20 protein-coding genes are annotated in these 22,255 nt (G+C 71.8%); 15 read left to right on the plus strand and 5 right to left on the minus strand.

Going from position 1 to position 22,255, the window contains the following annotated elements; genetic code table 11:
• The 10 genes from ACWD3E_RS34305 to ACWD3E_RS34350 form a co-directional block, all read left to right on the plus strand.
• Positions 1-429 (plus strand): alpha-glucosidase C-terminal domain-containing protein (locus ACWD3E_RS34305; RefSeq protein ID WP_451391431.1); only part of this gene is annotated, 429 nt, incomplete at its 5' end.
• Positions 426-2,144, plus strand: a complete 1,719-nt coding sequence (treS, locus tag ACWD3E_RS34310) for a maltose alpha-D-glucosyltransferase (RefSeq protein WP_451391432.1) — start codon at positions 426-428, stop codon at positions 2,142-2,144. The genes ACWD3E_RS34305 and treS, both read left to right, overlap by 4 nt.
• Before the next feature lie 31 nt (positions 2,145-2,175).
• A complete protein-coding gene (locus ACWD3E_RS34315; protein ID WP_451391433.1) occupies positions 2,176-3,540 on the plus strand; it encodes a maltokinase N-terminal cap-like domain-containing protein in 1,365 nt (454 codons plus the stop codon).
• A 3-nt stretch (positions 3,541-3,543) separates the two neighbouring features.
• Positions 3,544-5,751 carry a 1,4-alpha-glucan branching enzyme gene (gene glgB / locus ACWD3E_RS34320; protein WP_451391434.1) on the plus strand — a complete coding sequence of 736 codons (2,208 nt, stop codon included), beginning with the start codon at positions 3,544-3,546 and terminating at the stop codon, positions 5,749-5,751.
• A gap of 93 nt (positions 5,752-5,844) precedes the next feature.
• Complete coding sequence (locus ACWD3E_RS34325; protein ID WP_451391435.1) at positions 5,845-6,933, plus strand: glutamate--cysteine ligase 2; 1,089 nt, start codon at positions 5,845-5,847, stop codon at positions 6,931-6,933.
• Between the two features lie 167 nt (positions 6,934-7,100).
• Positions 7,101-9,005 carry an AMP-dependent synthetase/ligase gene (locus ACWD3E_RS34330; protein WP_451391436.1) on the plus strand — a complete coding sequence of 635 codons (1,905 nt, stop codon included), beginning with the start codon at positions 7,101-7,103 and terminating at the stop codon, positions 9,003-9,005.
• 92 nt (positions 9,006-9,097) lie between these two features.
• Positions 9,098-9,532 (plus strand): ATP-binding protein, encoded by a 435-nt coding sequence (locus ACWD3E_RS34335; protein WP_451391547.1) that lies wholly within the window; start codon positions 9,098-9,100, stop codon positions 9,530-9,532.
• Between the two features lie 188 nt (positions 9,533-9,720).
• Complete coding sequence (locus ACWD3E_RS34340) at positions 9,721-11,097, plus strand: NAD(P)/FAD-dependent oxidoreductase (protein WP_451391437.1); 1,377 nt, start codon at positions 9,721-9,723, stop codon at positions 11,095-11,097.
• A gap of 94 nt (positions 11,098-11,191) precedes the next feature.
• Positions 11,192-11,401, plus strand: a complete 210-nt coding sequence (locus ACWD3E_RS34345; RefSeq protein ID WP_451391438.1) for a DUF4287 domain-containing protein — start codon at positions 11,192-11,194, stop codon at positions 11,399-11,401.
• Positions 11,402-11,507: 106 nt separating this feature from the next.
• Complete coding sequence (locus ACWD3E_RS34350; RefSeq protein WP_451391548.1) at positions 11,508-13,730, plus strand: FUSC family protein; 2,223 nt, start codon at positions 11,508-11,510, stop codon at positions 13,728-13,730.
• A gap of 14 nt (positions 13,731-13,744) precedes the next feature.
• Here ACWD3E_RS34350 and ACWD3E_RS34355 read toward each other — a convergent pair whose 3' ends face one another.
• Positions 13,745-14,545 carry a SigB/SigF/SigG family RNA polymerase sigma factor gene (locus tag ACWD3E_RS34355; RefSeq protein ID WP_451391439.1) on the minus strand — a complete coding sequence of 267 codons (801 nt, stop codon included), beginning with the start codon at positions 14,543-14,545 and terminating at the stop codon, positions 13,745-13,747.
• Between the two features lie 129 nt (positions 14,546-14,674).
• On the opposite strand from ACWD3E_RS34355, the gene ACWD3E_RS34360 reads away from it, so the two are divergent.
• Both ACWD3E_RS34360 and ACWD3E_RS34365 read left to right on the plus strand, forming a co-directional pair.
• Complete coding sequence (locus ACWD3E_RS34360; protein WP_451391440.1) at positions 14,675-14,914, plus strand: hypothetical protein; 240 nt, start codon at positions 14,675-14,677, stop codon at positions 14,912-14,914.
• 258 nt (positions 14,915-15,172) lie between these two features.
• On the plus strand, positions 15,173-15,628 hold the full coding sequence (locus tag ACWD3E_RS34365) for a cyclic nucleotide-binding domain-containing protein (protein ID WP_451352783.1): 456 nt from the start codon (positions 15,173-15,175) through the stop codon (positions 15,626-15,628).
• A 32-nt stretch (positions 15,629-15,660) separates the two neighbouring features.
• Here ACWD3E_RS34365 and ACWD3E_RS34370 read toward each other — a convergent pair whose 3' ends face one another.
• Positions 15,661-16,278, minus strand: coding sequence for a LysE/ArgO family amino acid transporter (locus ACWD3E_RS34370; RefSeq protein ID WP_451391441.1), 618 nt, complete (start codon positions 16,276-16,278; stop codon positions 15,661-15,663).
• A 66-nt stretch (positions 16,279-16,344) separates the two neighbouring features.
• Between ACWD3E_RS34370 and ACWD3E_RS34375 the strand changes: the two genes are divergently transcribed.
• The gene (locus ACWD3E_RS34375) at positions 16,345-17,229 is read left to right on the plus strand and encodes a LysR family transcriptional regulator ArgP (RefSeq protein ID WP_451391442.1); all 885 of its coding nucleotides are present in this window, start codon (positions 16,345-16,347) and stop codon (positions 17,227-17,229) included.
• Here the strand turns inward: ACWD3E_RS34375 and ACWD3E_RS34380 are convergent.
• The gene (locus ACWD3E_RS34380) at positions 17,226-17,969 is read right to left on the minus strand and encodes a TetR/AcrR family transcriptional regulator (RefSeq protein WP_451391443.1); all 744 of its coding nucleotides are present in this window, start codon (positions 17,967-17,969) and stop codon (positions 17,226-17,228) included. The two genes, ACWD3E_RS34375 and ACWD3E_RS34380, sit on opposite strands and share 4 nt — an antisense overlap.
• A gap of 118 nt (positions 17,970-18,087) precedes the next feature.
• Here ACWD3E_RS34380 and ACWD3E_RS34385 point away from each other — a divergent pair, with 118 nt between their 5' ends.
• Entirely contained in the window at positions 18,088-19,311 is a 1,224-nt protein-coding gene (locus tag ACWD3E_RS34385) for a saccharopine dehydrogenase family protein (RefSeq protein ID WP_451391444.1), read from the plus strand.
• 96 nt (positions 19,312-19,407) lie between these two features.
• Entirely contained in the window at positions 19,408-19,656 is a 249-nt protein-coding gene (locus tag ACWD3E_RS34390; RefSeq protein WP_451391445.1) for a WhiB family transcriptional regulator, read from the plus strand.
• Between the two features lie 4 nt (positions 19,657-19,660).
• Here ACWD3E_RS34390 and ACWD3E_RS34395 read toward each other — a convergent pair whose 3' ends face one another.
• Complete coding sequence (locus tag ACWD3E_RS34395) at positions 19,661-21,493, minus strand: sensor histidine kinase (RefSeq protein ID WP_451391446.1); 1,833 nt, start codon at positions 21,491-21,493, stop codon at positions 19,661-19,663.
• Positions 21,490-22,194 (minus strand): response regulator transcription factor, encoded by a 705-nt coding sequence (locus ACWD3E_RS34400; protein WP_451391447.1) that lies wholly within the window; start codon positions 22,192-22,194, stop codon positions 21,490-21,492. Before ACWD3E_RS34400 ends, ACWD3E_RS34395 begins: the two co-directional genes overlap by 4 nt.
• Between the last annotated feature and the right edge of the window lie 61 nt (positions 22,195-22,255).

The following is a 22,255-nucleotide window of genomic DNA, read 5'->3' on the forward strand; positions in this document are numbered from 1 at the left end:
GAGAAGTACCAGCTCAAACCCCGCGACTGGGCCGCCGCCGCCCGCGAGGGCCGCACCCTCGCGCCCCTCATCACCCGCCTCAACGACATCCGCCGACGGCACCCCGCGCTACAGCGCCTGCGGAATCTCCGCTTCCATCAGACCGACAACGACGCCGTGCTCGCCTACAGCAAGAGCACGGGGACGGACACGGTCGTCGTGGTCGTCAATCTCGACCCGCATCACACCCAGGAGGCCACAGTCTCGTTGGACATGCCGCAACTCGGCCTGGACTGGCAGGCTCCCCTGTCCGTGCACGACGAACTGACAGGGGAGACCTACCACTGGGGCAGGACCAACTACGTGCGCCTCACGCCCGGCCGGGCACCCGCGCACGTGCTCCACGTCGGGCGACCGACGCCACAGATCGGAGGGCCCTCAGCGCCATGACTGTCAACGAGCCGGTTCCGGACACTTTCGAGGACACTCCCGCCAAGGACCGGGACCCGGAGTGGTTCAAACGGGCCGTCTTCTATGAGGTCCTCGTCCGTTCCTTCCAGGACAGCGACGGCGACGGCATCGGCGACCTCAAGGGCCTGACCGCCAAACTGGACTATCTGCAATGGCTCGGCGTCGACTGCCTGTGGCTGCCGCCCTTCTTCAAGTCCCCGCTGCGGGACGGCGGTTACGACGTCTCCGACTACACCGCCGTCCTCCCCGAGTTCGGTGACCTGGCCGACTTCGTGGACTTCGTGGACGCCGCCCACCAGCGCGGCATGCGCGTCATCATCGACTTCGTCATGAACCACACCAGCGACCAGCACCCGTGGTTCCAGGAGTCCCGCAAGAACCCCGACGGCCCCTACGGCGGCTATTACATGTGGGCCGACGACGACAAGCAGTATCAGGACGCGCGGATCATCTTCGTCGACACCGAGGCCTCCAACTGGACCTTCGATCCGGTGCGCGGCCAGTACTACTTCCACCGGTTCTTCTCGCACCAGCCGGACCTCAACTACGAGAACCCGGCCGTGCAGGAGGAGATCCTGGCCGCCCTGAAGTTCTGGCTGGACCTGGGCATCGACGGCTACCGGCTCGACGCGGTCCCCTACCTCTATGCCGAGGAGGGCACCAACTGCGAGAACCTGCCCGCCACCCACGAGTTCCTCAGGCGCGTCCGACGCGAGATCGACGCGATGTACCCGGACACCGTGCTGCTGGCGGAGGCGAACCAGTGGCCGGAGGACGTGGTCGACTACTTCGGTGACTTCCAGGGCGGCGGCGACGAATGCCACATGGCCTTCCACTTCCCGGTCATGCCCCGCATCTTCATGGCCGTCCGACGCGAGTCCCGCTACCCCGTCTCGGAAATCCTCGCCAAGACCCCCGCCATTCCCTCGGGTTGCCAGTGGGGCATCTTCCTGCGCAACCACGACGAGCTGACCCTCGAAATGGTCACCGACGAGGAACGCGACTACATGTGGGCCGAATACGCGAAAGACCCGCGTATGCGCGCCAACATCGGCATCCGCCGCCGCCTCGCCCCCCTGCTCGACAACGACCGCAACCAGATCGAACTCTTCACGGCTCTGCTGCTGTCCCTGCCGGGCTCACCGATCCTCTACTACGGCGACGAGATCGGCATGGGCGACAACATCTGGCTCGGCGACCGCGACGCCGTGCGCACCCCCATGCAGTGGACCCCCGACCGCAACGCCGGCTTCTCGACCAGCGACCCCGGACGCCTCTTCCTGCCCACGATCATGGACCCGGTCTACGGCTACCAGGTCACCAACGTCGAGGCCTCCATGTCGTCCCCGTCCAGCCTGCTCCACTGGACCCGCCGCATGATCGAGATCCGTAAGCAGAATCCTGCCTTCGGACTGGGGTCGTTCACGGAACTCACCTCCTCCAACCCGGCGGTTCTGGCGTTCCTGCGCGAGTACGAGGACGACCTGGTGCTGTGCGTCCACAACTTCTCCCGGTTCGCCCAGCCCACGGAACTCGATCTGCGGGTCTACGACGGACGTCACCCCGTCGAGCTGATCGGCGGGGTGCGCTTCCCCGCCATCGGTGAACTGCCCTATCTGCTGACCCTCGCGGGCCACGGCTTCTACTGGTTCCGGCTCTCCCGAGTCGCATCCCGCATCGGCCGCCGCCGCTGACCGACCGGCGCCGAGGAAAGGACGCGTCACCATGCCGAAGGCCATCACCCTCCGACCGAGGACCACGGCCGGTGTCGAGCGCCCCCTGGCCTCGCTCAGCGGACTGCTGCGCGAATGGCTGCCGGGGCAGCGCTGGTTCGCGGGAAAGGACCGGCCTGTCACCGATCTGTCGTTGCTGTCTTTGACCGAGCTGTTCCCGGGCTGCATGCACCTGCTGGTGCACGCCTCGCACGCGCCGGTCCCCACCCCCGGGGGCACTCCCCCGCCCGGTGACTGCTACCAGCTGCTGCTCGGGGTGCGCGAGCACCTCGCCCCGCGGCTGGAGCGGGCCTACATCGGCCGCGTCGAGGAGGGCCCGCTGGCCGGCCTCGCGGTCTACGACGCGCTGCACGACCCGCGCTGCGCCCATCTGCTGCTGGAACGGCTGCGGCAGCCCGGCACGGCGGGACCGCTGCGTTTCGAGGCGGACCAGACCGTGCAGCTGCCCGGGGGTCTCCCGCCGCGCCTGCTGGACGCCGAGCAGTCCAACTCCTCGATCGTCTACGGCGACGCGTACATCCTGAAGGTCTTCCGCCGCATCCAGCCGGGCGTCAACCCCGACCTGGAGGTGCCGGCCGCGCTGGCCGCGCAGGGCTGCGCGCGGGTGCCCGCGCCGGTGGCCTGGTTCAGCACCGCGGCTCCGCGCCCGGCCACCCTGGGTGTCCTGCAGCCGTTCCTGCCCGACGCCTCCGACGGCTGGACACTGGCGCTGCACGCGCTCGCCGCAGCCGACGAGTTCACCGCCGAGGCCGGCGAACTGGGCCGGGCGATGGCCGAGGTGCACCTGGCACTGGCGCAGGCGTTCCCTCCGGCCGGGCAGACCGAGAACGGCGCCACCGCGCGGGCGATGGGCGCGCGGCTGGACGCCGCCGCGCACGCGGTACCCGCGCTGCGGCCCTTCGTGCCCGGCCTGAGCGCGGCGTTCGCCGCCCTCGCGACCTGCGACGCCGGGCCGCCCGCCCAGCGCATCCACGGTGACCTGCATCTCGGGCAGGTGCTGCGGGCCGGCCGCGACTGGTTCGTCATCGATTTCGAGGGCGAACCGTCCCGTCCGCTCGCCGAGCGGTGCGGGGCCCAGTCGCCGGTGCGGGACGTGGCGGGGATGCTGCGCTCCTTCGACTACGCGGCCCGGCAGCGCCGCCCCTGGCGGCCGGAGTGGGCCCGCCGCTGCCGGGAGGCGTTCTGCGCGGGCTACGCAGCCCGGGCCGGGTGGGATCCACGCAAGAAGCACGCGCTGTTGCGGGCGCACGAGACCGACCGGGCGGTGTACGAGGTTCTGTACGAGGCCCGGCACCGGCCCGACTGGCTGCCGGTTCCGATGGCCGCGATCAAGCGGCTCGCCGTCTGGGGAGACTGAGTCATGGCACTGCGCGACACTTCACTGCCCGAGGCCGCGGGCCCGGTAACGGCCAGGGCCGTACCGCTCGACCCGGCCGACCGCGACCGGCTGCTCGGCGGCGCGCACCACGATCCGCACGCCCTGCTGGGCGCCCACCCGGTGCCGGGCGGCACCCTGTTCCGGGCGCTGCGCCCGAACGCCCGCTCGGTGAGCATCCTGGTGGACGGGGCGCGTCACCGGCTGGTGTCGGAGGGCGGCGGGCTCTTCTCCGCCGTGCTGCCCTGCGCCGAGGTCCCGTCGTACAGGCTGCTCGTGGCGTACGACGACGGCGAGCAGGAGATGGACGATCCGTACCGCTTCCTGCCGGCCCTCGGCGAGTTGGACCTGCATCTGATCCGGGAGGGGAGGCACGAGCAGCTGTGGCAGGCGCTCGGCGCCGAGCCGATGACCCACCAGGGCGTGACCGGCACGCGTTTCACGGTGTGGGCGCCGAACGCCCAAGGGGTGCGGGTCGCCGGGGACTTCACGTACTGGGACGGCACGCAGTACCCGATGCGCTCGCTGGGCTCGTCCGGCGTGTGGGAGCTGTTCCTGCCCGGGATCGGCGAGGGCACCCGGTACAAGTTCGAGATCACCTCGCGGTACGGCCACCGGTTCCTCAAGGCCGACCCGATGGCGCGGCGCACGGAGGTGCCACCGGACACGGCATCGGTCGTGGCCGTCTCGCGGTACGAGTGGGGCGATGCGGAGTGGCTGGCCCACCGGGGCGACACACCTGTGCACGAGGCGCCGTTCTCGGTGTACGAGGTCCATCTCCCCTCCTGGCGACCTGGGCTGACGTATCGCCAGCTGGCGGATGAACTCCCTGCCTACGTCAAGAAGATGGGCTTCACTCACGTCGAGCTGATGCCGGTGGCCGGGTACCCGTTCAGCGGCTCCTGGGGCTACCAGGTCACCTCCTACTACGCGCCCACGCCCCGCCTGGGCTCTCCGGACGACTTCAAGTACCTGGTGGACGCGCTGCACCGGGCCGGTATCGGTGTGATCATGGACTGGGTGCCCGCGCACTTCCCGAAGGACGACTGGGCGCTGGCCCGGTTCGACGGGGACCCCTTGTACGAGCCCGGGGACTGGCGGCGGGCCGAGCATCCGGACTGGGGGACGTACGAGTTCGACTTCGGGCGCACCGAGGTGCGCAACTTCCTGGTCTCCAACGCCGTGTACTGGTGCGAGGAGTTCCACATCGACGGCCTGCGGGTGGACGCGGTCGCCTCCATGCTCTACCTCGACTACTCGCGCGACTCCGGGCAGTGGGAGCCGAACGTCTTCGGCGGGCGGGAGGATCTGGACGCGGTCGCCTTCCTCCAGGAGATGAACGCCACGGTCTACCGGCGCTGCCCCGGGGTGGTGACCATCGCCGAGGAGTCCACCGCGTGGGACGGCGTGACCCGGCCGACGGACAGCGGCGGACTGGGCTTCGGACTGAAGTGGAACATGGGCTGGATGCACGACTCACTGGAGTACATCCAGCACGAGCCGGTGCACCGCAAGTACCACCACAACGAGATGACGTTCTCGATGGTGTACGCGTACAGCGAGAACTACATCCTGCCCATCTCCCACGACGAGGTGGTCCACGGCAAGCAGGCGCTGGTGTCGAAGATGCCCGGCGACTGGTGGCAGCGACGCGCCGATCACCGTGCCTACCTGGGCTTCATGTGGGCCCACCCCGGCAAGCAACTCCTCTTCATGGGACAGGAGTTCGCGCAGGGCGCCGAGTGGTCGGAGGCGCACGGCCCCGAGTGGTGGCTGCTCGGCGACGACTACCACTCCGCCGGCGACCACCGGGGTGTGCAGGAGCTTGTGCGGGAGCTGAACACGGTGTACCGGGCGACGCCTGCGCTGTGGCAGCGGGACACCGATCCGGGCGGTTTCCGGTGGGTGCTGTGTGACGCGGCGGACGACAATGTCTTCGCGTTCCTGCGGTTCGCCGCCGACGGCACGCCGCTGCTGGCGGTCTCGAACTTCTCCCCGGTCGTCCGTGAGGACTACCGCCTGTGGGTCCCCGACGGGGTCCAAGCCTGGCAGGAGGCGCTGAACACGGACGATGCGCGCTACGGCGGAAGCGGTGTAGGCGTCGGCGGTCCGGGAGCGCTGGCGCCCGAGGAGGGGTTCCTCCGGCTCAGGCTGCCGCCGCTCGCCACTGTCTGGTTGACGCCTGTGCGCTGAACCCGCAGGTGTCGGCTGCCCTCTCCGACGGGCAGTCAGGGTCGTACAGACCTACGGCTGCTCCTTGTGGCATGGACGGAAGGGCGGTACGGCGTGCGCACTGTCGGAGTGGAGGAGGAACTCCTTCTGGTCGACCCGGACAGCGGGGAGCCGAAGGCCCTGTCGGCCGCCGTCCTCGCCCGTGCCGTCCAGGACGACCGCGGGCAGGACGTGTTCCAGGAGGAACTGTTCGGGCAGATGCTGGAGTTCGCCACGCATCCGCAGCGGGACATGGCGGACCTCGGCGCCGAGATCGTGCACTGCCGCAAGGAGGCGGCCCTGCTCGCCGGGGAGATCGGGTGCGCGGTCGCCGCGCTCGCCACCTGTCCGCTGCCGATAGCCCCTGCGCTCAACCCGCGGGAGCGCTACCGGTGGATGGTCGGGCAGTTCGGGTCCGCCACGCACGACCAGCTCGTGTGCGGCTGCCATGTGCACGTTTCGGTGGAGTGCGACGAGGAGGGCGTCGCCGTCCTCGACCGGATCCGGCCGTGGCTCTCGGCGCTCGGCGCGGTCAGCGCCAACTCACCGTTCTGGCAGGGCCAGGACACCGGCTACGTCAGCTACCGCAGCCGGCTGTGGGCACGCTGTCCGTCGGCGGGGCCGACCGAGGTGTTCGGTTCGGCCGGGCGGTACCACCGGCGGGTGGCGGACATGGTGGACAGCGGGGTCATCCTCGACGAGGCGATGGTCTACTTCGACGCGCGCCTGTCCGCGAAGCATCCGACGGTGGAGGTCCGGGTGGCGGACGTCTGCCTGCGGGCGGACACCACCGTCCTCGTCGCCGCGCTGGCTCGCGCCCTGGTGGAGACGGCCTCACGCGACTGGAGGGCCGGCCGGCCGCCGCCCGACCACAGCGTGAGCCTGCTGCGGATGGCCGCCTGGCGCGCCGCCCACTCGGGCCTGGACCGGGATCTGCTCGATCCCGCGACCATGCGGCCCAGGCCCGCCGAGCAGGTGCTGCGCTCCCTGCTGGAGCACACCTGGGAGGCGCTCACCGACAACGGTGACGCGGCCCTGGTCCAGGAGTCCGTCGCCGAGCTGCTGCGCCGCGGCAACGGCGCCCGCGAGCAGCGGCTGCTCATGGAGCGCACGGGCAGCCTCAGGGACGTCGTCACCGCGTGTGTGCGCCGCACCCAGGACTGAAAGGCGGATCCAGGACCGAAGGGCGGCTCCGGGACACGCGCACAACATCCGCCGATCACGACTTGCCTGTTCCCGGCGCCGAAACCGCATCCCTGGGCTACATTCGAGCACCGCCGACCGCACAGCCGATCGGCGGAGTCACCCTCCGTACTCACCAGGAGCAGCGCATGCGGGACGTCGCCCTCGCTCCATCGGCCATCCCGCCGCTCACGGGCGGCCTCGCCGACAGCATCTTCGACGCAGCCGAACACAACCCGACCCTGCCCGTGCTCGCGCGCCGCCCGGATCCCGCCGCCACCAGGTGGGAGGAGGTGACGGCGGTCGAACTGCGGGACGAAGTGGTCGACCTGGCCAAGGGGTTGATCGCCGCCGGCATCTCGCCGGGCCACCGCGTGGCCCTGATGTCCCGCACCCGCTACGAGTGGACCCTGCTCAGCCACGCGCTGTGGGCCGTCGGCGCGGAGGTCGTCCCGATCCATCCGGCCTCGTCCCGGGACCAGGTCGAGTGGATCCTGCGGGACGCCGGCTGCGTGGCCGTCATGGTGGAGGACGAACAGGGCGTCATGACCGTCGGCACCGTGTGCGCGGCACTGCCCCGGCTGCAGCACGTGTGGCAGCTGGACGCGGGCGCGCTCGCCGAGCTGGCGGAGCGGGGCGCCGTCATCCCGCTGACCACGGTGGAGTCGTTGCGCCGGATCGTGCTGCCGGACGCGACGGCGGCCATCGTCTACACCTCCGGCACCTCGGGCCGTCCGCTGGGCTGCGCGCTGAGCCACCGCGGTCTGGCGTATCCGTGCGACACCTCGCTCGCCGGCTGGGGCCACACGGCGGCGCCCCCGGGCGAACAGCCGTCCGTGCTGGCCTTCCTGCCGTTCTCCCATGTGTACGGGATCATGATCCAGCTGACCTGCCTGCGCGGCGGGGTCCTGCTGGCCCACGAGCCGGAGTGCACCGAGGCGGCCCTGTCGTCGGCGCTGCAGACCTTCCGGCCGACGTATCTGTACGGCGTGCCGTCGGTGTTCGAGAAGCTGTACAAGAAGTTCCTGCGCACGGCCCAGCAGGCGGGCCGGGGTGCCCTGTTCGAGCGGGCCGCGCAGACCGCGCAGGACTTCGCCGAGGCGGAGGAACGCCGGAGGCTGGGCACCGGGCCGGGTCCCGGGTTCGACCTGAAGGTGCAGCACGCGCTGTACGAGCGGACGGTGTACCGCAAGCTGCGGGCGGCGCTCGGCGGGCGCGTACTGAGGGGCACGTCGGGCGGGTCGTCACTCAGCCGCGAACTGACCCTGTTCTACGCAGGCATCGGCCTGTTCGTGAACGACGGCTACGGGCTGACGGAGACCTCCGGCGGGGTCACCGTGCAGCCGCTGGGCCGGGAGAAGTGGGGGACCGTGGGCCATCCGCTGCCGGGCACCGAGATCCGGGTGGCCGGTGACGGGGAGATCCTGGTGCGCGGGCCGTCGGTGTTCCAGGGCTACATCAGCGACGAGCTGGGGACGCGTGCGGCGCTGCGCGGCGGCTGGCTGGCCACCGGGGACATCGGGGAACTGGACCACGAGGGCTATCTGACGATCACGGGCCGCAAGAAGGACGTCATCGTCACCAGCAGCGGCAAGAGTGTGGCCCCGGGCCCGCTGGAGCAGCGGCTGCGTCTGCATCCGCTGGTCCATCAGGCTGTGGTCGTCGGCGACGACCGGCCGTGCGTCGGCGCGCTGATCACGCTGGATCCGGAGTTCCTCGCGCACTGGCGGGCCGCCCTGGCGCTGCCCGGGGACACCCCGGGCCGGGAGGCCCGGGAGGAGAACGCGCTGCGTGAGGAGATCGCGCGGGCCGTGTCCAGTGCCAACAGCGCGGTGTCCCGTGCGGAGTCCATCCGGGTCTACCACATCCTCCAGGAGCCGTTCGCCCTGGACAACGGGCTGCTCACGCCGTCCATGAAGCTGCGCCGGGACGCCATCACGCGGCACTACGCCGCCGAGATCGAGGCGATGTACGCGGCCCGCTCCCGCTCCTCTGGACGGCCCTGGCCACCGGAGCCGGCCGACTGGGACGAGCCGGACAGTGTCTTCCGCTGAGAAAGCGCCGACACCGATGAAGTGATGACGCGTACCCGGTTCGGGTGCGGGAACTCGAAGCGTGGAGGGACAACGGCGACGAGGAAGGCGGCATGGCGACGCGGCGGCGCGGTAACGGCACACCTCCGGCGGAGGAGGAGTACGCGCGTACGTTCTCCTTCCCGGGTGAGCTGCGCAATGTCACCGGAGCGCGGCTCGCCGCGGAGGAGTTCCTGCGCGCCCTCGCGCGGAAGGCGCCGCCCGGCCTGCCCGAGCACTGGGACGACATCCTGTTGGTCGTCACCGAACTGGCCGCCAACGCCGTCCAGTACGCCCCCGGGCCCTTCGGCCTGAGCATGCGCCGCACCTTCGACGGGGTGCACGTCACCATGCACGACACCAGCACGACCCGGCCCGAGCCGCGCCCCTTCCGCCCGCGTACGGGCGGCGGCGGCATCGGCTGGCATCTGGTGCACACGCTGAGCCATCAGGTGAGCGTCATCGTCAATGACCGCGGCAAGGACATTCACGTGTTCCTGCCCTGGTGAGGGGCGAGGCCGACCGGTTTCCGGTTTCTCCGCCCGCCGGCGGGGCAGGCTGGTGCCCACACGTTCGTCTGCCTGCCGCACCCAGCTGGCGGAACGGCTCGGGTCACGGTGGGATCGAAATTGGCGCGCAGCGATCCAGGCCACGCGAACGGCGTCGAGCCGGACCCCGCCTGGAGCCGCAGAAAGGGATGGACACCGTGACACGACCCAGGATCCTGGTGGTGGGAGCAGGCTTCGCCGGAGTCGAGTGCGTCCGCCGCCTGGAGCGGAAACTCGCTCTTGGCGAAGCCAGCGTCACCCTGGTGACGCCGTTCTCCTACCAGCTCTACCTGCCGCTGCTGCCCCAGGTCGCCTCCGGCGTGCTCACACCGCAGTCGATCGCCCTGTCGTTGCGCCGGAGCAAGAAGTACCGCACGCGGATCATCCCGGGCCGCGCGATCGGCGTGGACCTGAAGGCCAAGGTCTGCGTCGTCCGCACCATCAACGACAAGACCGTCGACGAGCCGTACGACTACATCGTGCTGGCGCCGGGCAGCGTGACCCGCACCTTCGACATCCCGGGGCTGACGGATCACGCGTTCGGGATGAAGACCCTCGCCGAGGCCGCCTACATCCGCGACCACGTCATCACACAGCTCGACCTGGCGGACGCCTGCGACGACCGCACCGAGCAGGCCGCGCGGCTGCAGTTCGTGGTGGTCGGCGGCGGGTACGCGGGCACCGAGACCGCGGCCTGTCTGCAGAAGCTCACGCACGCGGCCCTGGAGCGCTATCCGCGCCTGGACCCCGCTCTGATCCGGTGGCACCTGATCGACATCGCGCCGAAGCTCATGCCGGAGCTGGGCGACAAACTCGGCCGCAGCGCGCAGGAGATCCTGGGCCGCCGCGGGATCGAGGTGTCGCTCGGGGTGTCGATCGAGAAGGCGGGCCCGGAGGAGGTGACGTTCACCGACGGGCGGCTGGTACCGACGCGCACCCTGATCTGGACGGCCGGCGTGGTCGCCAGCCCGCTGATCGCCACGCTCGGCGTGGAGACGGAGCGGGGGCGGCTCCCGGTCACCGCCGAGATGACGCTGCCGGGCCACGACGGGGTGTTCGCGCTCGGCGACGCGGCAGCCGTGCCGCACCTGGCGAAGGGCAAGCCGGGGGCGATCTGTCCGCCCACCGCGCAACACGCCATGCGGCAGGGCAAGAAGGTCGCCGACAACGTCATCGCGACCCTGCGCAACCAGCCTCTGGCCCCGTACGTGCACCACGACCTGGGGCTCGTCGTCGACCTGGGCGGCAAGGACGCCGTGTCCAAGCCGCTCGGCATCGAGCTTCGCGGTGTGCCGGCCCAGGCGGTGGCCCGCGGCTACCACTGGTCGGCGCTGCGCACGAACGTCGCCAAGACCCGCGTGGCGACCAACTGGCTGCTGAACGCGGTCGCGGGCGACGATTTCGTCCGTACCGGCTTCCAGGCGAACAAGCCCGCCCGGCTGAAGGACTTCGAGTACACGGACTCCTATCTGACGCCGGAACAGGTCCGCGCCCGGGTCGAGGGCAAGGCCGCCGGAAACCCCTGATGTGACCGGGATCACACGATGCCTGCCGATCACTTCGCACCGGACCGACGGTCTTCACTGGTGATCAGGAAACGTCACACGGATGGAGACCGGCATGACCGAGAAGACCGTGAAGGGGCCCGCGAGCTACTTCCCCTCGATCGAGAAGAAGTACGGCCGCCCGGTCGCCGAGTGGCTGGAGCTGATCCGCTCCTCGCCGCTGACGAAGCACATGGAGCTGGTCGCCTGGCTGAAGACGGAGCACGGTCTCGGCCACGGGCACGCAGGCGCGCTGGTCGCGCACGCGCTGGCGGAGGGCAAGTAACCCGGGGCGGCATGCCATGCCGGGCCGGAGTCCGGGTTCCGGCGCGGGAGAGCACGGGAGAGAGCGCGGCGGCGTGAGGACAGCGGGACGGTCGGGTCGGGCACGGCTGCGGGACCGGCTCGCGGCGTCCGATCCCGGGCTGCTGCGGCTCACCGCCGGTCTGCGCACGGTCACCGCCATCGGCCTCACCCTGGCTGTCCTGGGCGTTCTGCGGGTCCCGGTGCCCCAGTTGGTCGCGGGCGCCATGGCGGCGATGGTCGCCACGTTCGCCATCCGGGAGAAGCAGCGCTCCCAGCAGGCGGTCACGCTCGCGCTGGGCCTGCCCGTGGCACTGGTCTCGGTGTCGCTCGGGGCGCTGCTGAACCAACATCCCGTCGTGGGCGACCCGTTCTTCGTCGTCCTCATCTTCTGCGCCGTCTACAGCCGCCGCTTCGGCGACCGCGGCACGGCGCTCGGCCTGATCAGCTTCCAGATCTACTTCCTCTCGCTGTTCGTGCGCGCGACCTCCTCCGTACTGCCCGCTCTCTACGGCGTCATCTGCGTGGCGTTCGTATGCAGCGCCGCCGCCCGCTTCGTGCTGTTTCCGCAGTCCCCGACGGCCACCCTGGACCGGCTGCGGCGCGCCTTCCGGGCCCGCCTCGGCCAGCTGATCGGCACGCAGCTGGAGCTGCTGGACGCCGGGCCCGACGAGGTGGACAAGGCCCTGGAGGAGCTGCGCGCCGGCACCGCCCGGCTGCACGAGACGGCGCTGATGATCCAGGGGCGGCTGGAGGACGGCACCTCCGACGAGGCCGTGGCCCGGCTGCTGCAGCGCCGGATCGCCGACGCCGAGATCGCCTCCGAGCGGCTCGGCCTGCTGCTGCTCACCGCGCGCAGCGCCGAGCGCACCGACACCCTCACCCTGCACCTGCCGGGCGCCGTGCTGCCCTTTGGGCGCGAGCTTCCGGTGCGGGACGAGGCGACGGCCGCGCTGCGCCGGGACCTCGGGGCGCTACGGCTGCTGGCGCTGCGGCCGGCCAGTGAGGCGTCCGGCACCGCGCTGTCGCAGGTGCGCAACCGGCTGCTCGGCTACCGCGAGGAGGAGAACCTCCCGAAGGCCTCCCCGGCCGTGCAGGACGTCTTCCGCGGGCTCGGCGAGGCGGCGCGGGCCGCGCTCGGACTGCGTCTGGCCCTGGACGGGCCGCAGGACGAGTCCGACGACACCCCGGCGACCGCCCGCTCCCGGGAGGAGCTGGACGCGGAGGACGCGGCCATCAAGGTCGGCGAGCAGGAGGCGGCGCAGGCGGCCGAGCCGGCCGGGCTGCGGCGGCCCACCACGCGGGCCGCCGTCCAAGTCGCGGTCGGTTCCGCGCTGGCCATCGCGGGCGGGGAGCTGCTGTCCAGCCATCGCTGGTACTGGGCGGTACTGACCTGCTGGATCGTGTTCATCAACACCGCGTCCACGGGCGAGATCCTGATGAAGGGCTACCGGCGGCTGCTGGGCACGGTGCTCGGCGTGGTGGCCGGCATCGGGCTGGCCGGGCTGGTCGGGCACCACACGTGGACGGCGTTCGCGCTGGTGCTGCTGTTCATCTTCGCGATGTTCTACACCGCGCCCCTGTCCTACACGCTGATGTCGTTCTTCGTCACGGCGATGCTGGGCCTGCTGTACACGCTGCTCAACACCTACAGCCCGTCGGTGCTCCTGCTTCGCGTGGAAGAGACGGCGCTCGGCGCGGGCTGCGGGGTGGTCGCGGCGGCGCTGGTGCTGCCGGTCCACACCGACCGGCGTACCAACGAGCTGCTGGTCGACGTCCTGGACCGGCTCGCCGACGTCACGCAGGCCGCCGTGGACCAGCTCAGCGGCGGGACCGGCGAGGACCTGGTGGAGCGGGCCCGCGAGCTGGACCAGGCGCTGGCGGACCTGCACGCGGCCACCCAGCCGCTGACCCATCCGATCACCCCGCTGCGCGCCCGCCGGAACACCGCCCGGTATGTCGTGGCACTGCTGGAGACCTGCGCTTACCACGCGCGTTCGCTCGCGGCCACCGCCGAGCTGCTGCCGACACACCCCTCGATCGCGGCGGATCCCCGGCTGCGCGGGGCGTGCGCGCGGATCCTGCACAACATCCGGGCGATCGCGGCGCACGTGGCGGATCCGCGGTCCACGGCGCAGATCGAGACCGGCCCGAGCATCGCCTCGATGCTGCAGCCGGGCACACTGCGCACCCCCCGCTACGGCCGGGTCACCGACCGGGTCCTGCGGCATCTCCAGCGCCTGGACGAGGCGGTCTCCGGCCTGCCCCGCCCGCTCGGCATCGCGGCCGGCCCGTCCGCCTCGAAGAAGTGACCGCCGCGGGTGCCTCACAGGGCGGTCCTGCCGTGCGGGCGCCAGCCGCCCAGGGCCTCGTCGCGGACCCGGGCGCAGCTGCGGCTGATGAGCCGGGAGACGTGCATCTGGGAGATGCCGAGGCGGTCGGCGATGCGGCTCTGCGTCATGTCCTCGAAGAAGCGCATGTAGAGGATGGCCCGCTCCCGTTCGGGCAGCCGGCGCAGGCCCTCCTTGGCGGCCTCGCGGTCGACCACGACGTCGTACGAGGCGTCGACGGAGCCGAGGGTGTCGGCGAGGCTGTGACCGTCGGCTTCGGCGGCCACCTCGACGTCCAGGGACAGGGCGCTGTAGCTCTCCAGCGCCGCCATCCCGGCCGCGACCTCGTCCTCGGTGAGCCCGGTGTGGACGGCGATGTCGGTGACGGTGGGTTCGGGGGTGCCGGGGTGCTGGGTGAGGTCACGACGGGCCAGGCGCACCCGGTTGCGCAGTTCCTGCACACGGCGGGGCACCCGCAGGGCCCACATCCGGTCCCGGAAGTGCCGCTTGATCTCGCCGGTGATGGTGGGCACGGCGTAGCTCTCGAAGGCGCCGCGCGCCGGATCGAACCGGTCGACGGCCTTGACGAGGCCGAGCGCGGCCACCTGGCGCAGATCCTCGACGGACTCGCCGCGGTCGCGGAAGCGGCCGGCGATCCGGTGGGCCATCGGCAGCCAGGCGGTGACGAGTTCGGCGCGTAGCGCGTCCCGCTCGCGGCCGTCGTCCAGCTCCGCCAGCCGGGCGAACAGGGCCGCCGTGTCAGGAGCATCGTGCCGGGTCCGCCGCTTCTCACGCATCCCGTCCCTCCCCGAGCAGTGCCGGATCGCACAAAAGGCCACTCCTCTTCGGCTGACCTGTCAGCGCGCCGTCAAACACCATGGGGGCGCCGATGTCGTCAGCGGGCGATTGCCGGGTACCCGGTCGGTATGACCGGTGCAGTGGACGCGGACGAGTTGTTGCGGCGCATTCAGCGAGGCCGGGACCGCGCGGCCGAGGAGGAACGGGTCTGGCGGGAGCGGGCCCTGGGGCTGACGGGGACGGATCCGGACGGGGCGCGGGACGCGCTCGACCGGGCTCGGGCGTTCGAGGCGGTGCTGCGGGTGCTGGAGGAGATCGTCACCCCGGGCGCGCGGCCGATGGAGTGCGGAGTGAGACAGGTCACGTAACTGGTTCAGGATTATATGAATCACCAGTTGATGGTTTACCGTTCATTCATACGTGGTGAGGGAGCAGGACCCGGAACCGTCCTTCCGCCCCGCTCCGTGCCACCGCATACGGCCCTGGCTGGCCTCCCCCGTCCAGCCAGGGCTTTTTCCTGCCCGCAGGCGGAAAGCCCGGGCCTTCGAGGTGCCCGGTAGGGCGGCAGCGGCTGAAATGGGCTTAGGGAAAGCACCCGAACCGCCGCCGGCGAGGAGCCCCGCGCCATGACCAAAGCGATCAAACTGCTGACCGCGCTGCCGCAAGCGCAGCGCGAACGTCTCATGGAACTGGCCAAGGAGGTGTCCTTCCCGGAGGACACCCGGATCTTCGAGGCCGGCGGCACCGCCGACCGCTTCTGGGTGATCCGCTCCGGCGCGGTCAACCTGGACCAGGAGGTGACCTCCCGGCAACGGGTGACCGTGGCCACGCTGGGCGCCGGCGACATGCTCGGCTGGTCGTGGCTGTTCCCGCCGTACCAGTGGGACTTCGGGGCGATGGCCTTCAGCAACGTACGCGCCTACGAGTTCGACGGCCCCGCGGTGCTCGCACTGTGCGTGGAGGACCCGCTGCTCGGGCTGTCTCTGGTGCGGACCGTCGCCGAGGTTCTCGCCCACCGGCTGGAGACGACCCGCGGCAAGCTGATGGACACGTACGCCCTGCGCAAGCGCGGGCCGCTGTAGGCCGCGCGGACAGCCCGGGCGCAGGCACAGACTCAGGCTCCCGCGACGAGCGTGGCGCCGAGCACGAGCATGGTGGCGGCGACCAGGCCGTCCAGGTACCGCCAGGCGGCGGGCCGGGTCAGGACACGGCCGAGCAGCCGGGCGCCGAAGCCGAGCACGGCGAACCAGCACAGGCTGGCGAGCGCCGCGCCCAGGCCGAAGCTCCAGCGCAGCGCGCCGTGGCCGGCCGCGAGCGAGCCGAGCAGGAACACGGTGTCCAGGTAGACGTGCGGGTTGAGCCAGGTCATGGCCAGGCAGGTCAGCACCGCCCGGCGGCGGGAGCCGGCCGCCTCGCCGTCCGTGCGCAGCCCGGTGTCGCCGGGCTTGAGGACCCTGCGGGCAGCGAGGGCGCCGTAGCAGAGCAGGAAGGCGCCTCCGATGATCCCGACGGCCCTGAGCGCGCCGGGCCAGGCCACCACGGCGGCCCCCACCCCGCCGACGCCGAGGGCGATGAGCACCGCGTCGGACAGGGCGCAGATGGCGACCACGGCGAGGACCGCATCCCGGCGCACCCCCTGTCGCAGGACGAAGGCGTTCTGGGCGCCGATGGCGACGATCAAGGAGAGGCCGGTGCCGAAACCGGCGACCGCGGCGGTCAGGGTGTGGTTCATGCCGTCGACGCTAGGGACGCCTGCGTCGCAAGTACAGCTAAAGATTCTTACGTACCCTTAGCGTTTGTGATGACAGAGCTACCCCTGGAACAGGTGCGGACGCTGCTCGCCGTGGTCGACGAGGGCACCTTCGATGCCGCCGCCGCGGCCCTGCACGTGACGCCGTCGGCGGTCAGCCAGCGGGTCAAGGCCCTGGAGCAGCGCACCGGCCGGGTGCTGCTCCAGCGCACCAAGCCGGTGCAGCCCACGGAGTCCGGCGCGGTACTGGTGCGGTTCGCCAGGCAGCTCGCGCGGCTGGAGCGCGACACGCGCGGCGAGCTGGGGCTGAGCGGCGCCGGGGAGCCGACGCGGGTGTCGGTCGCGGTGAACGCGGACTCGCTGGCGACCTGGTTCCTCGGGGCGCTCACCCGGGTGCGGGGCCTGTGCTTCGAACTGCACCGCGAGGACGAGGCCCACACGGCGGCGCTGCTGCGCGAGGGCCGGGTGATGGCGGCGGTGACCTCCTCCCCCGAGCCGGTGCCGGGCTGTTCGGTCCGCCCGCTCGGCCGGATGCGCTATCTGCCGGTGGCCGCACCGGAGTTCGCCGCAACGCACCTCGCCGGGCCTTTGCCGGAGGTCCTGCCCGAGGCCCCGGTCGTGGTGTTCGACCGCAAGGACGACTACCAGGACGGTTTCGTACGGCGGCTGGGCCGCGGTTCCGCGAGCCCGCTGCGGCACTATGTGCCCACCTCGGAGGGGTTCGTAGACGCGATCGCGGCCGGCCTCGGCTGGGGCATGGTCCCTGAGGCCCAGGCCGGGCCGCTGCTCGACGAGGGCCGCCTGGTGCGTCTCGCACCGGACCGGTGGGTGGACCTGACGCTGTACTGGCAGCAGTGGAAGCTGGACTCCCCCGCACTCGCCGCACTGACCGACGCGGTGACGGCCACGGCCGCTCAGGCGCTGCGCCGCTAGCGGGCGTCTTCCGGGCCCCGGCCCGATCCGGCAGACGCCGCCTGCCCCTCCAGCCGTCCGGCCGCGCTGTCCAGGAGCATCTCCAGGGCGGTCGGATAGGCGCTGGTCACCATGCGCCGGGCCAGCAGCGGTGCCGCCTCGGCGATGCGGGGATGGGTGGCGCGGGGCAGGCGGGCGTAGGTCGAGTGCCACTTGTCCTCGTCGGCCCGCTGCGAGGCGCTCGGCAGGGCCAGGGAGGCGGAGTCGAGGGCGGCGAAGGCGAGCGTCTGATCGATGAAGGCGTGGTAGACGCGGACGGTCTCCTCCAGCGCGAACCCGGCGGTGCGCAGGACGCCCAGGACCGCCTCGTCGGCGGCGAGCTCGTGGGCGCGGCCCGTGACCCGGCTGGCGGTGAGCAGCGCGGCCTGCGGGTGGGCGACGTACGCGGCGTGCACGCGCAGCCCGATGGCGCGCAGGTCCGCCCGCCACCGGCCGGTCGGCTCCCAGCCCGCCAGCGCCTGCCCGATGAGCGCGTCGCCGATGGCCAGGGTCAGGTCGTCCATGCCGCGGAAGTACCGGTACAGCGTGCTGGGATCGCAGTCCAGGGCGAGTCCGAGGCGGCGCGCGGTCAGTCCGGCGCTGCCGTGCTCGCGCAGCAGGCGCAGCGCTGTCTTGACGATCAGCGTCTCGGACAGCACCGTGCCGCTCCGCGTCGGACGGCGCCGACGGCGCTTCTCCTCGGGCACGACGGGCTTGGGCACGCAGAACGCTCCCTCGACGGCTCTTATGCCAACGCCATTGACCTTACCTGATGCGTGGGCGTTGGATTCCGGGCAGCGCGCGCCCGTTTCCGACCACCTTTCGGCAGGGAGTTTCGTCATGCGTGTACTGCTCGTGGGAGCAGGCGGTGTGGGCACCGCCATCACCCGGATCGCCGCCCGGCGTCCGTTCTTCGAGGCGATGGTGGTCGCCGACCACGACCCCGCGCGGGCCGAGGCGGCGGTCACGGCCCTCGGCGACGCCGGCGCCGCCCGGTTCCGTGCCGAGCGCGTCGACGCGAGCGACGAGGCGGCCGTCGCCCGGCTGCTCGCCCGGCACGGCTGCGACGTGTTGCTGAACGCGACCGATCCGCGCTTCGTCATGCCGTTGTTCCGGGCGGCGCACGCGGCCGGCGCCACCTATGTCGACATGGCGATGTCACTGTCCCGACCCCATCCCGAGCGGCCGTACGAGGCGTGCGGGGTCAAGCTGGGCGACGAGCAGTTCGCGCTGGCCCCCGAGTGGGAGAAGGCGGGCGCGCTGGCGCTCGTCGGCATGGGTGTGGAGCCCGGCCTGTCGGACGTGTTCGCCCGGTACGCCGCCGACGAACTCTTCGACACGATCGAGGAGATCGGCATCCGGGACGGCGCCGATCTCACCGTGGACGGCTACGACTTCGCCCCCTCCTTCAGCATCTGGACCACCATCGAGGAGTGCCTGAACCCCCCGGTCGTCCACGAGGCCGGGCGCGGCTGGTTCACCACCGCCCCGTTCAGCGAGCCCGAGGTGTTCGACTTCCCCGAGGGCATCGGTCCCGTCGAGTGCGTCAACGTCGAGCACGAAGAGGTGCTGCTCGTGCCGCGCTGGATCGACGCGGGGCGCGTCACCTTCAAGTACGGCCTCGGCCGGGAGTTCATCGAGACGCTCAAGACCCTGCACCGCCTGGGACTTGACCGCACCACGCCGGTGACCGTGCCCGGCCCGGACGGCCCGGTCGCCGTCTCGCCGCGGGACGTGGTCGCCGCGTGCCTGCCCGATCCGGCGACGCTGGGCGAGCGGATGCACGGCAAGACCTGCGCGGGCACCTGGGTGCGCGGCACGAAGGACGGGGCACCGCGCGAGGTGTACCTCTACCACGTGGTCGACAACCAGTGGTCCATGACGGAGTACGGCTGTCAGGCCGTGGTGTGGCAGACAGCGGTCAATCCGGTCGCCGCCCTCGAACTCCTCGCCACCGGAGCCTGGTCGGGCACGGGCGTCCTCGGCCCGGAGGCCTTCCCGCCCCGCCCGTTCCTCGACCTGCTGGCCGAATACGGCTCCCCGTGGGGCCTGCGGGAGCAGTGACCGGTTCTGCGTGTTTGAGCGGCCCGGTCGACGGTGACCCGAACTCGCGTTACACAGGTGCAAGGGCGTGGACGACAGCGAGCGCAGGTGACTTCCATGGGCAACTGGCGAGACCAGGCCGCGTGCCGCCACAGGGACCCCGATCTCTTCTTCCCGATCGGCACGACCGGCCCGGCGACACTCCAGACACAGCAGGCCAAGGCGGTCTGTGCACACTGCCGGGTCCGGGAGGAGTGCCTTCAGTGGGCGCTGGCGACGGAACAGTGCGTCGGCATCTGGGGCGGTACGACGGAGACGGAACGGCGTGCCATGAGCCGGCGCCTGGGGGCACGGCGGCGCCCCTGAGACCTCAGCCGTCCTCCGGAGCCGCCGCCGCGGGCAGGCGCAGGGTGAACAGCGCGCCCGCGCCCGGTTCGCTCGCGGCCTCGGCCGTGCCGCCGTGGGCGGCGACCAGGTGACGGACGATCGGCAGCCCCAGGCCGCTGCCGCCGGTGCGCCTGCTGCGTGACTTCTCAGCGCGCCAGAACCGGTCGAAGACGTGCGGCAGATCCTCGGGCGCGATGCCCGACCCGGTGTCGGCGACGGTGAGGACGACCTCGGTGCCCTCCCGGCGGGCGGCGAACGTGACCGTGCCGCCGGCGGGGGTGTGCCGCAGGGCGTTGGAGACCAGGTTCCCGAGGGCCTGCCGCATGCGCACCGGGTCGGCCTCCAGCCAGGCGGTGTCGTCGGCCTCGGTGTGCAGGGCCACCCCGGCGGTGCGGGCGGCGACGCGGTGGGCGGCGGCGACCTGGTCGATCAACTCCCCGGCGCGGAGCGGCTCGCGGTGCAGGCGCAGGGTGCCCGCGTCGGCGGCGGCGAGGTCCTGGAGGTCGTCGATGATCCGCTGGAGCACCAGCGCCTCCTCGTGCAGGGAGTCCAGCAGGTCGGGTTCGGGGTCGACCACGCCGTCCCGGACGACCTCCAGCCAGCCGCGGATGTTGGTGAGCGGGCTGCGCAGTTCGTGCGCGATGTCGCTGACCATGGCCTTGCGCTGGGCCTCCAGGCGTTCCCGGCGCTCGGTCAGGTCGTTGAACGCCTCCGCGAGGATCCCGGTCTCGTCCCGAGTGGTCACCGGCACCCGCACATGCAGCTCGGGCGGCTGCTGCGCCGCCTCGGTCAGTGCCCGCAGGGGCCTCACCAGCCGGACGGCGACGACCGCGGTCACGGCGACGGTGACGGCGAGCACCAGGCCCGCGGCGCCGGCCACCTTGGCCTTGTTGGCCGGGGACATGTCGAAGCGGGAGGGGTTCTGGTCTCCGATGCCGAGGAACAGCTCGGCGACCGGGGCGACGTACGGCTCCAGTTGGACGCGGCGGGCGGTCAGGACGCAACTCTGTGCCGCCCGTGCGGCCGTGCTGCCGCGCGTCTTGGCGTACTTGGCGATGAAGTAGCCGCCGCCGAAGGGGTCCTTGCCGCTGGGGTCGAGGGTGAGGAACAGCGGCCCGCCGAGGTCCATGCCGGCCTGACGCAGACAGGGCCGGGCCAGCTCCGACAGCGCGTCGAGGGCGTGTTGCTCGGTCGGCACCGGGGTGTTGAGGCGGCCGTCGTCACACACCGACGCGCCGAACCCGGCCACGTCGTTGCCGTCCGTGCCCGTCAGTACGGGCCGCCCGCTGGGGGTCCGTACGACGGTGGCCTGGAGGCCGTACTGCTCGTAGCACCTCCTGCGCTTGACTGCCAGGGCGTCCAGGCTCGCGCGCTCCTTCGCCGTGAGCCGGTACGGGCCGACCACGCGCGGGTCGATGCCGCTGAGCTGGGCGCCGGTCTCGGTGTAGGTGTCGGTGCGCAGCGGGTCGACGGTGGCGGCGGGCCGGGGCGGCAGCGGGGTGCCAGGCGGCGCGGAGTCGGCGACGAGGGTGCGGTCGGCGGTGGTGAGGGCGATACGGCGGCCGGTCTCGGCGGCCAGGGCGCGGACGGTGCGCCGGACGCCCGCCCAGTCGGCGTGGGTGGCCGCGTAGCCGCTGAGCCTGGCGAGGATGCGGTTGTCGGCGGCGAGGTCCTGGCCCTGTTCCTCCTTCAGGGCGCTGGTGGTGGTCGTCACCGCGAGCCAGGCGGTGGCCGCGACCGAGCAGACGGCGATGAGCGCCGAGACGAACAGCAGCCGGACGAGGAGCCGTTTGCGCAGCGGGATCCGGCGTTTCAAGGTCGTGCGCCGCTCAGCTTGTAGCCGACGCCGAAAACGGTCAGCAGCCGCACCGGCCGCCGCGGATCGGCCTCGATCTTGCGGCGCAGGTTCATGATGTGCACGTCGACGGCCCGCTCGGTGGAGGCCCGGTCGAAACCGCGGGTGGCCTGGAGCAGTTGCCGCCGGGTGAACACCCGGTCCGGCTCCCCCGCCATGGCCAGCAGGATCTGGAACTCGGCCGGGGTGCACTCCACGGGTACGCCGTCACAGCGCACCTCGTGCCGTACGGGGTCGACGCTGATGCCGGCCGCGCGTACGCCGGGTTCCTCCTCCCGGGTGCCGCCGCCCCCGCTGCGCCGCAGCACCGTGCGGATGCGGGCCATCAGCTCGCGCGGGCTGTACGGCTTGGTCATGTAGTCGTCGGCGCCCAGTTCGAGGCCGAGCAGCACGTCGTCCTCGGCGGAGCGGGCGGTGAGCATCACCACGGGGATGTCCGGGCCGCCATCGCCGCCGCGCAGCGCCCGGCACACGGCGAAGCCGTCGAGCACCGGGAGCATCAGGTCGAGGACGACGAGGTCGGGCCGCAGCCGGCGGGCCGCTTCGAGCGCGGCGGCGCCGTCGTAAACCACGGTGGCGGTGTGGCCCGCCGCCAGCAGGGAGCGGCGGATGAGTTCGGCCTGCTTCTCGTCGTCCTCGGCGACCAGTACATGTGCGCACACGAGTTCGGATCCTAAAGGGCCCGGTGTGCCGCGGCGGTTCGGCGCTGGATCATGCCACGAC

The sequence above is a fragment of the Streptomyces sp. NPDC002676 genome, from assembly GCF_053592455.1.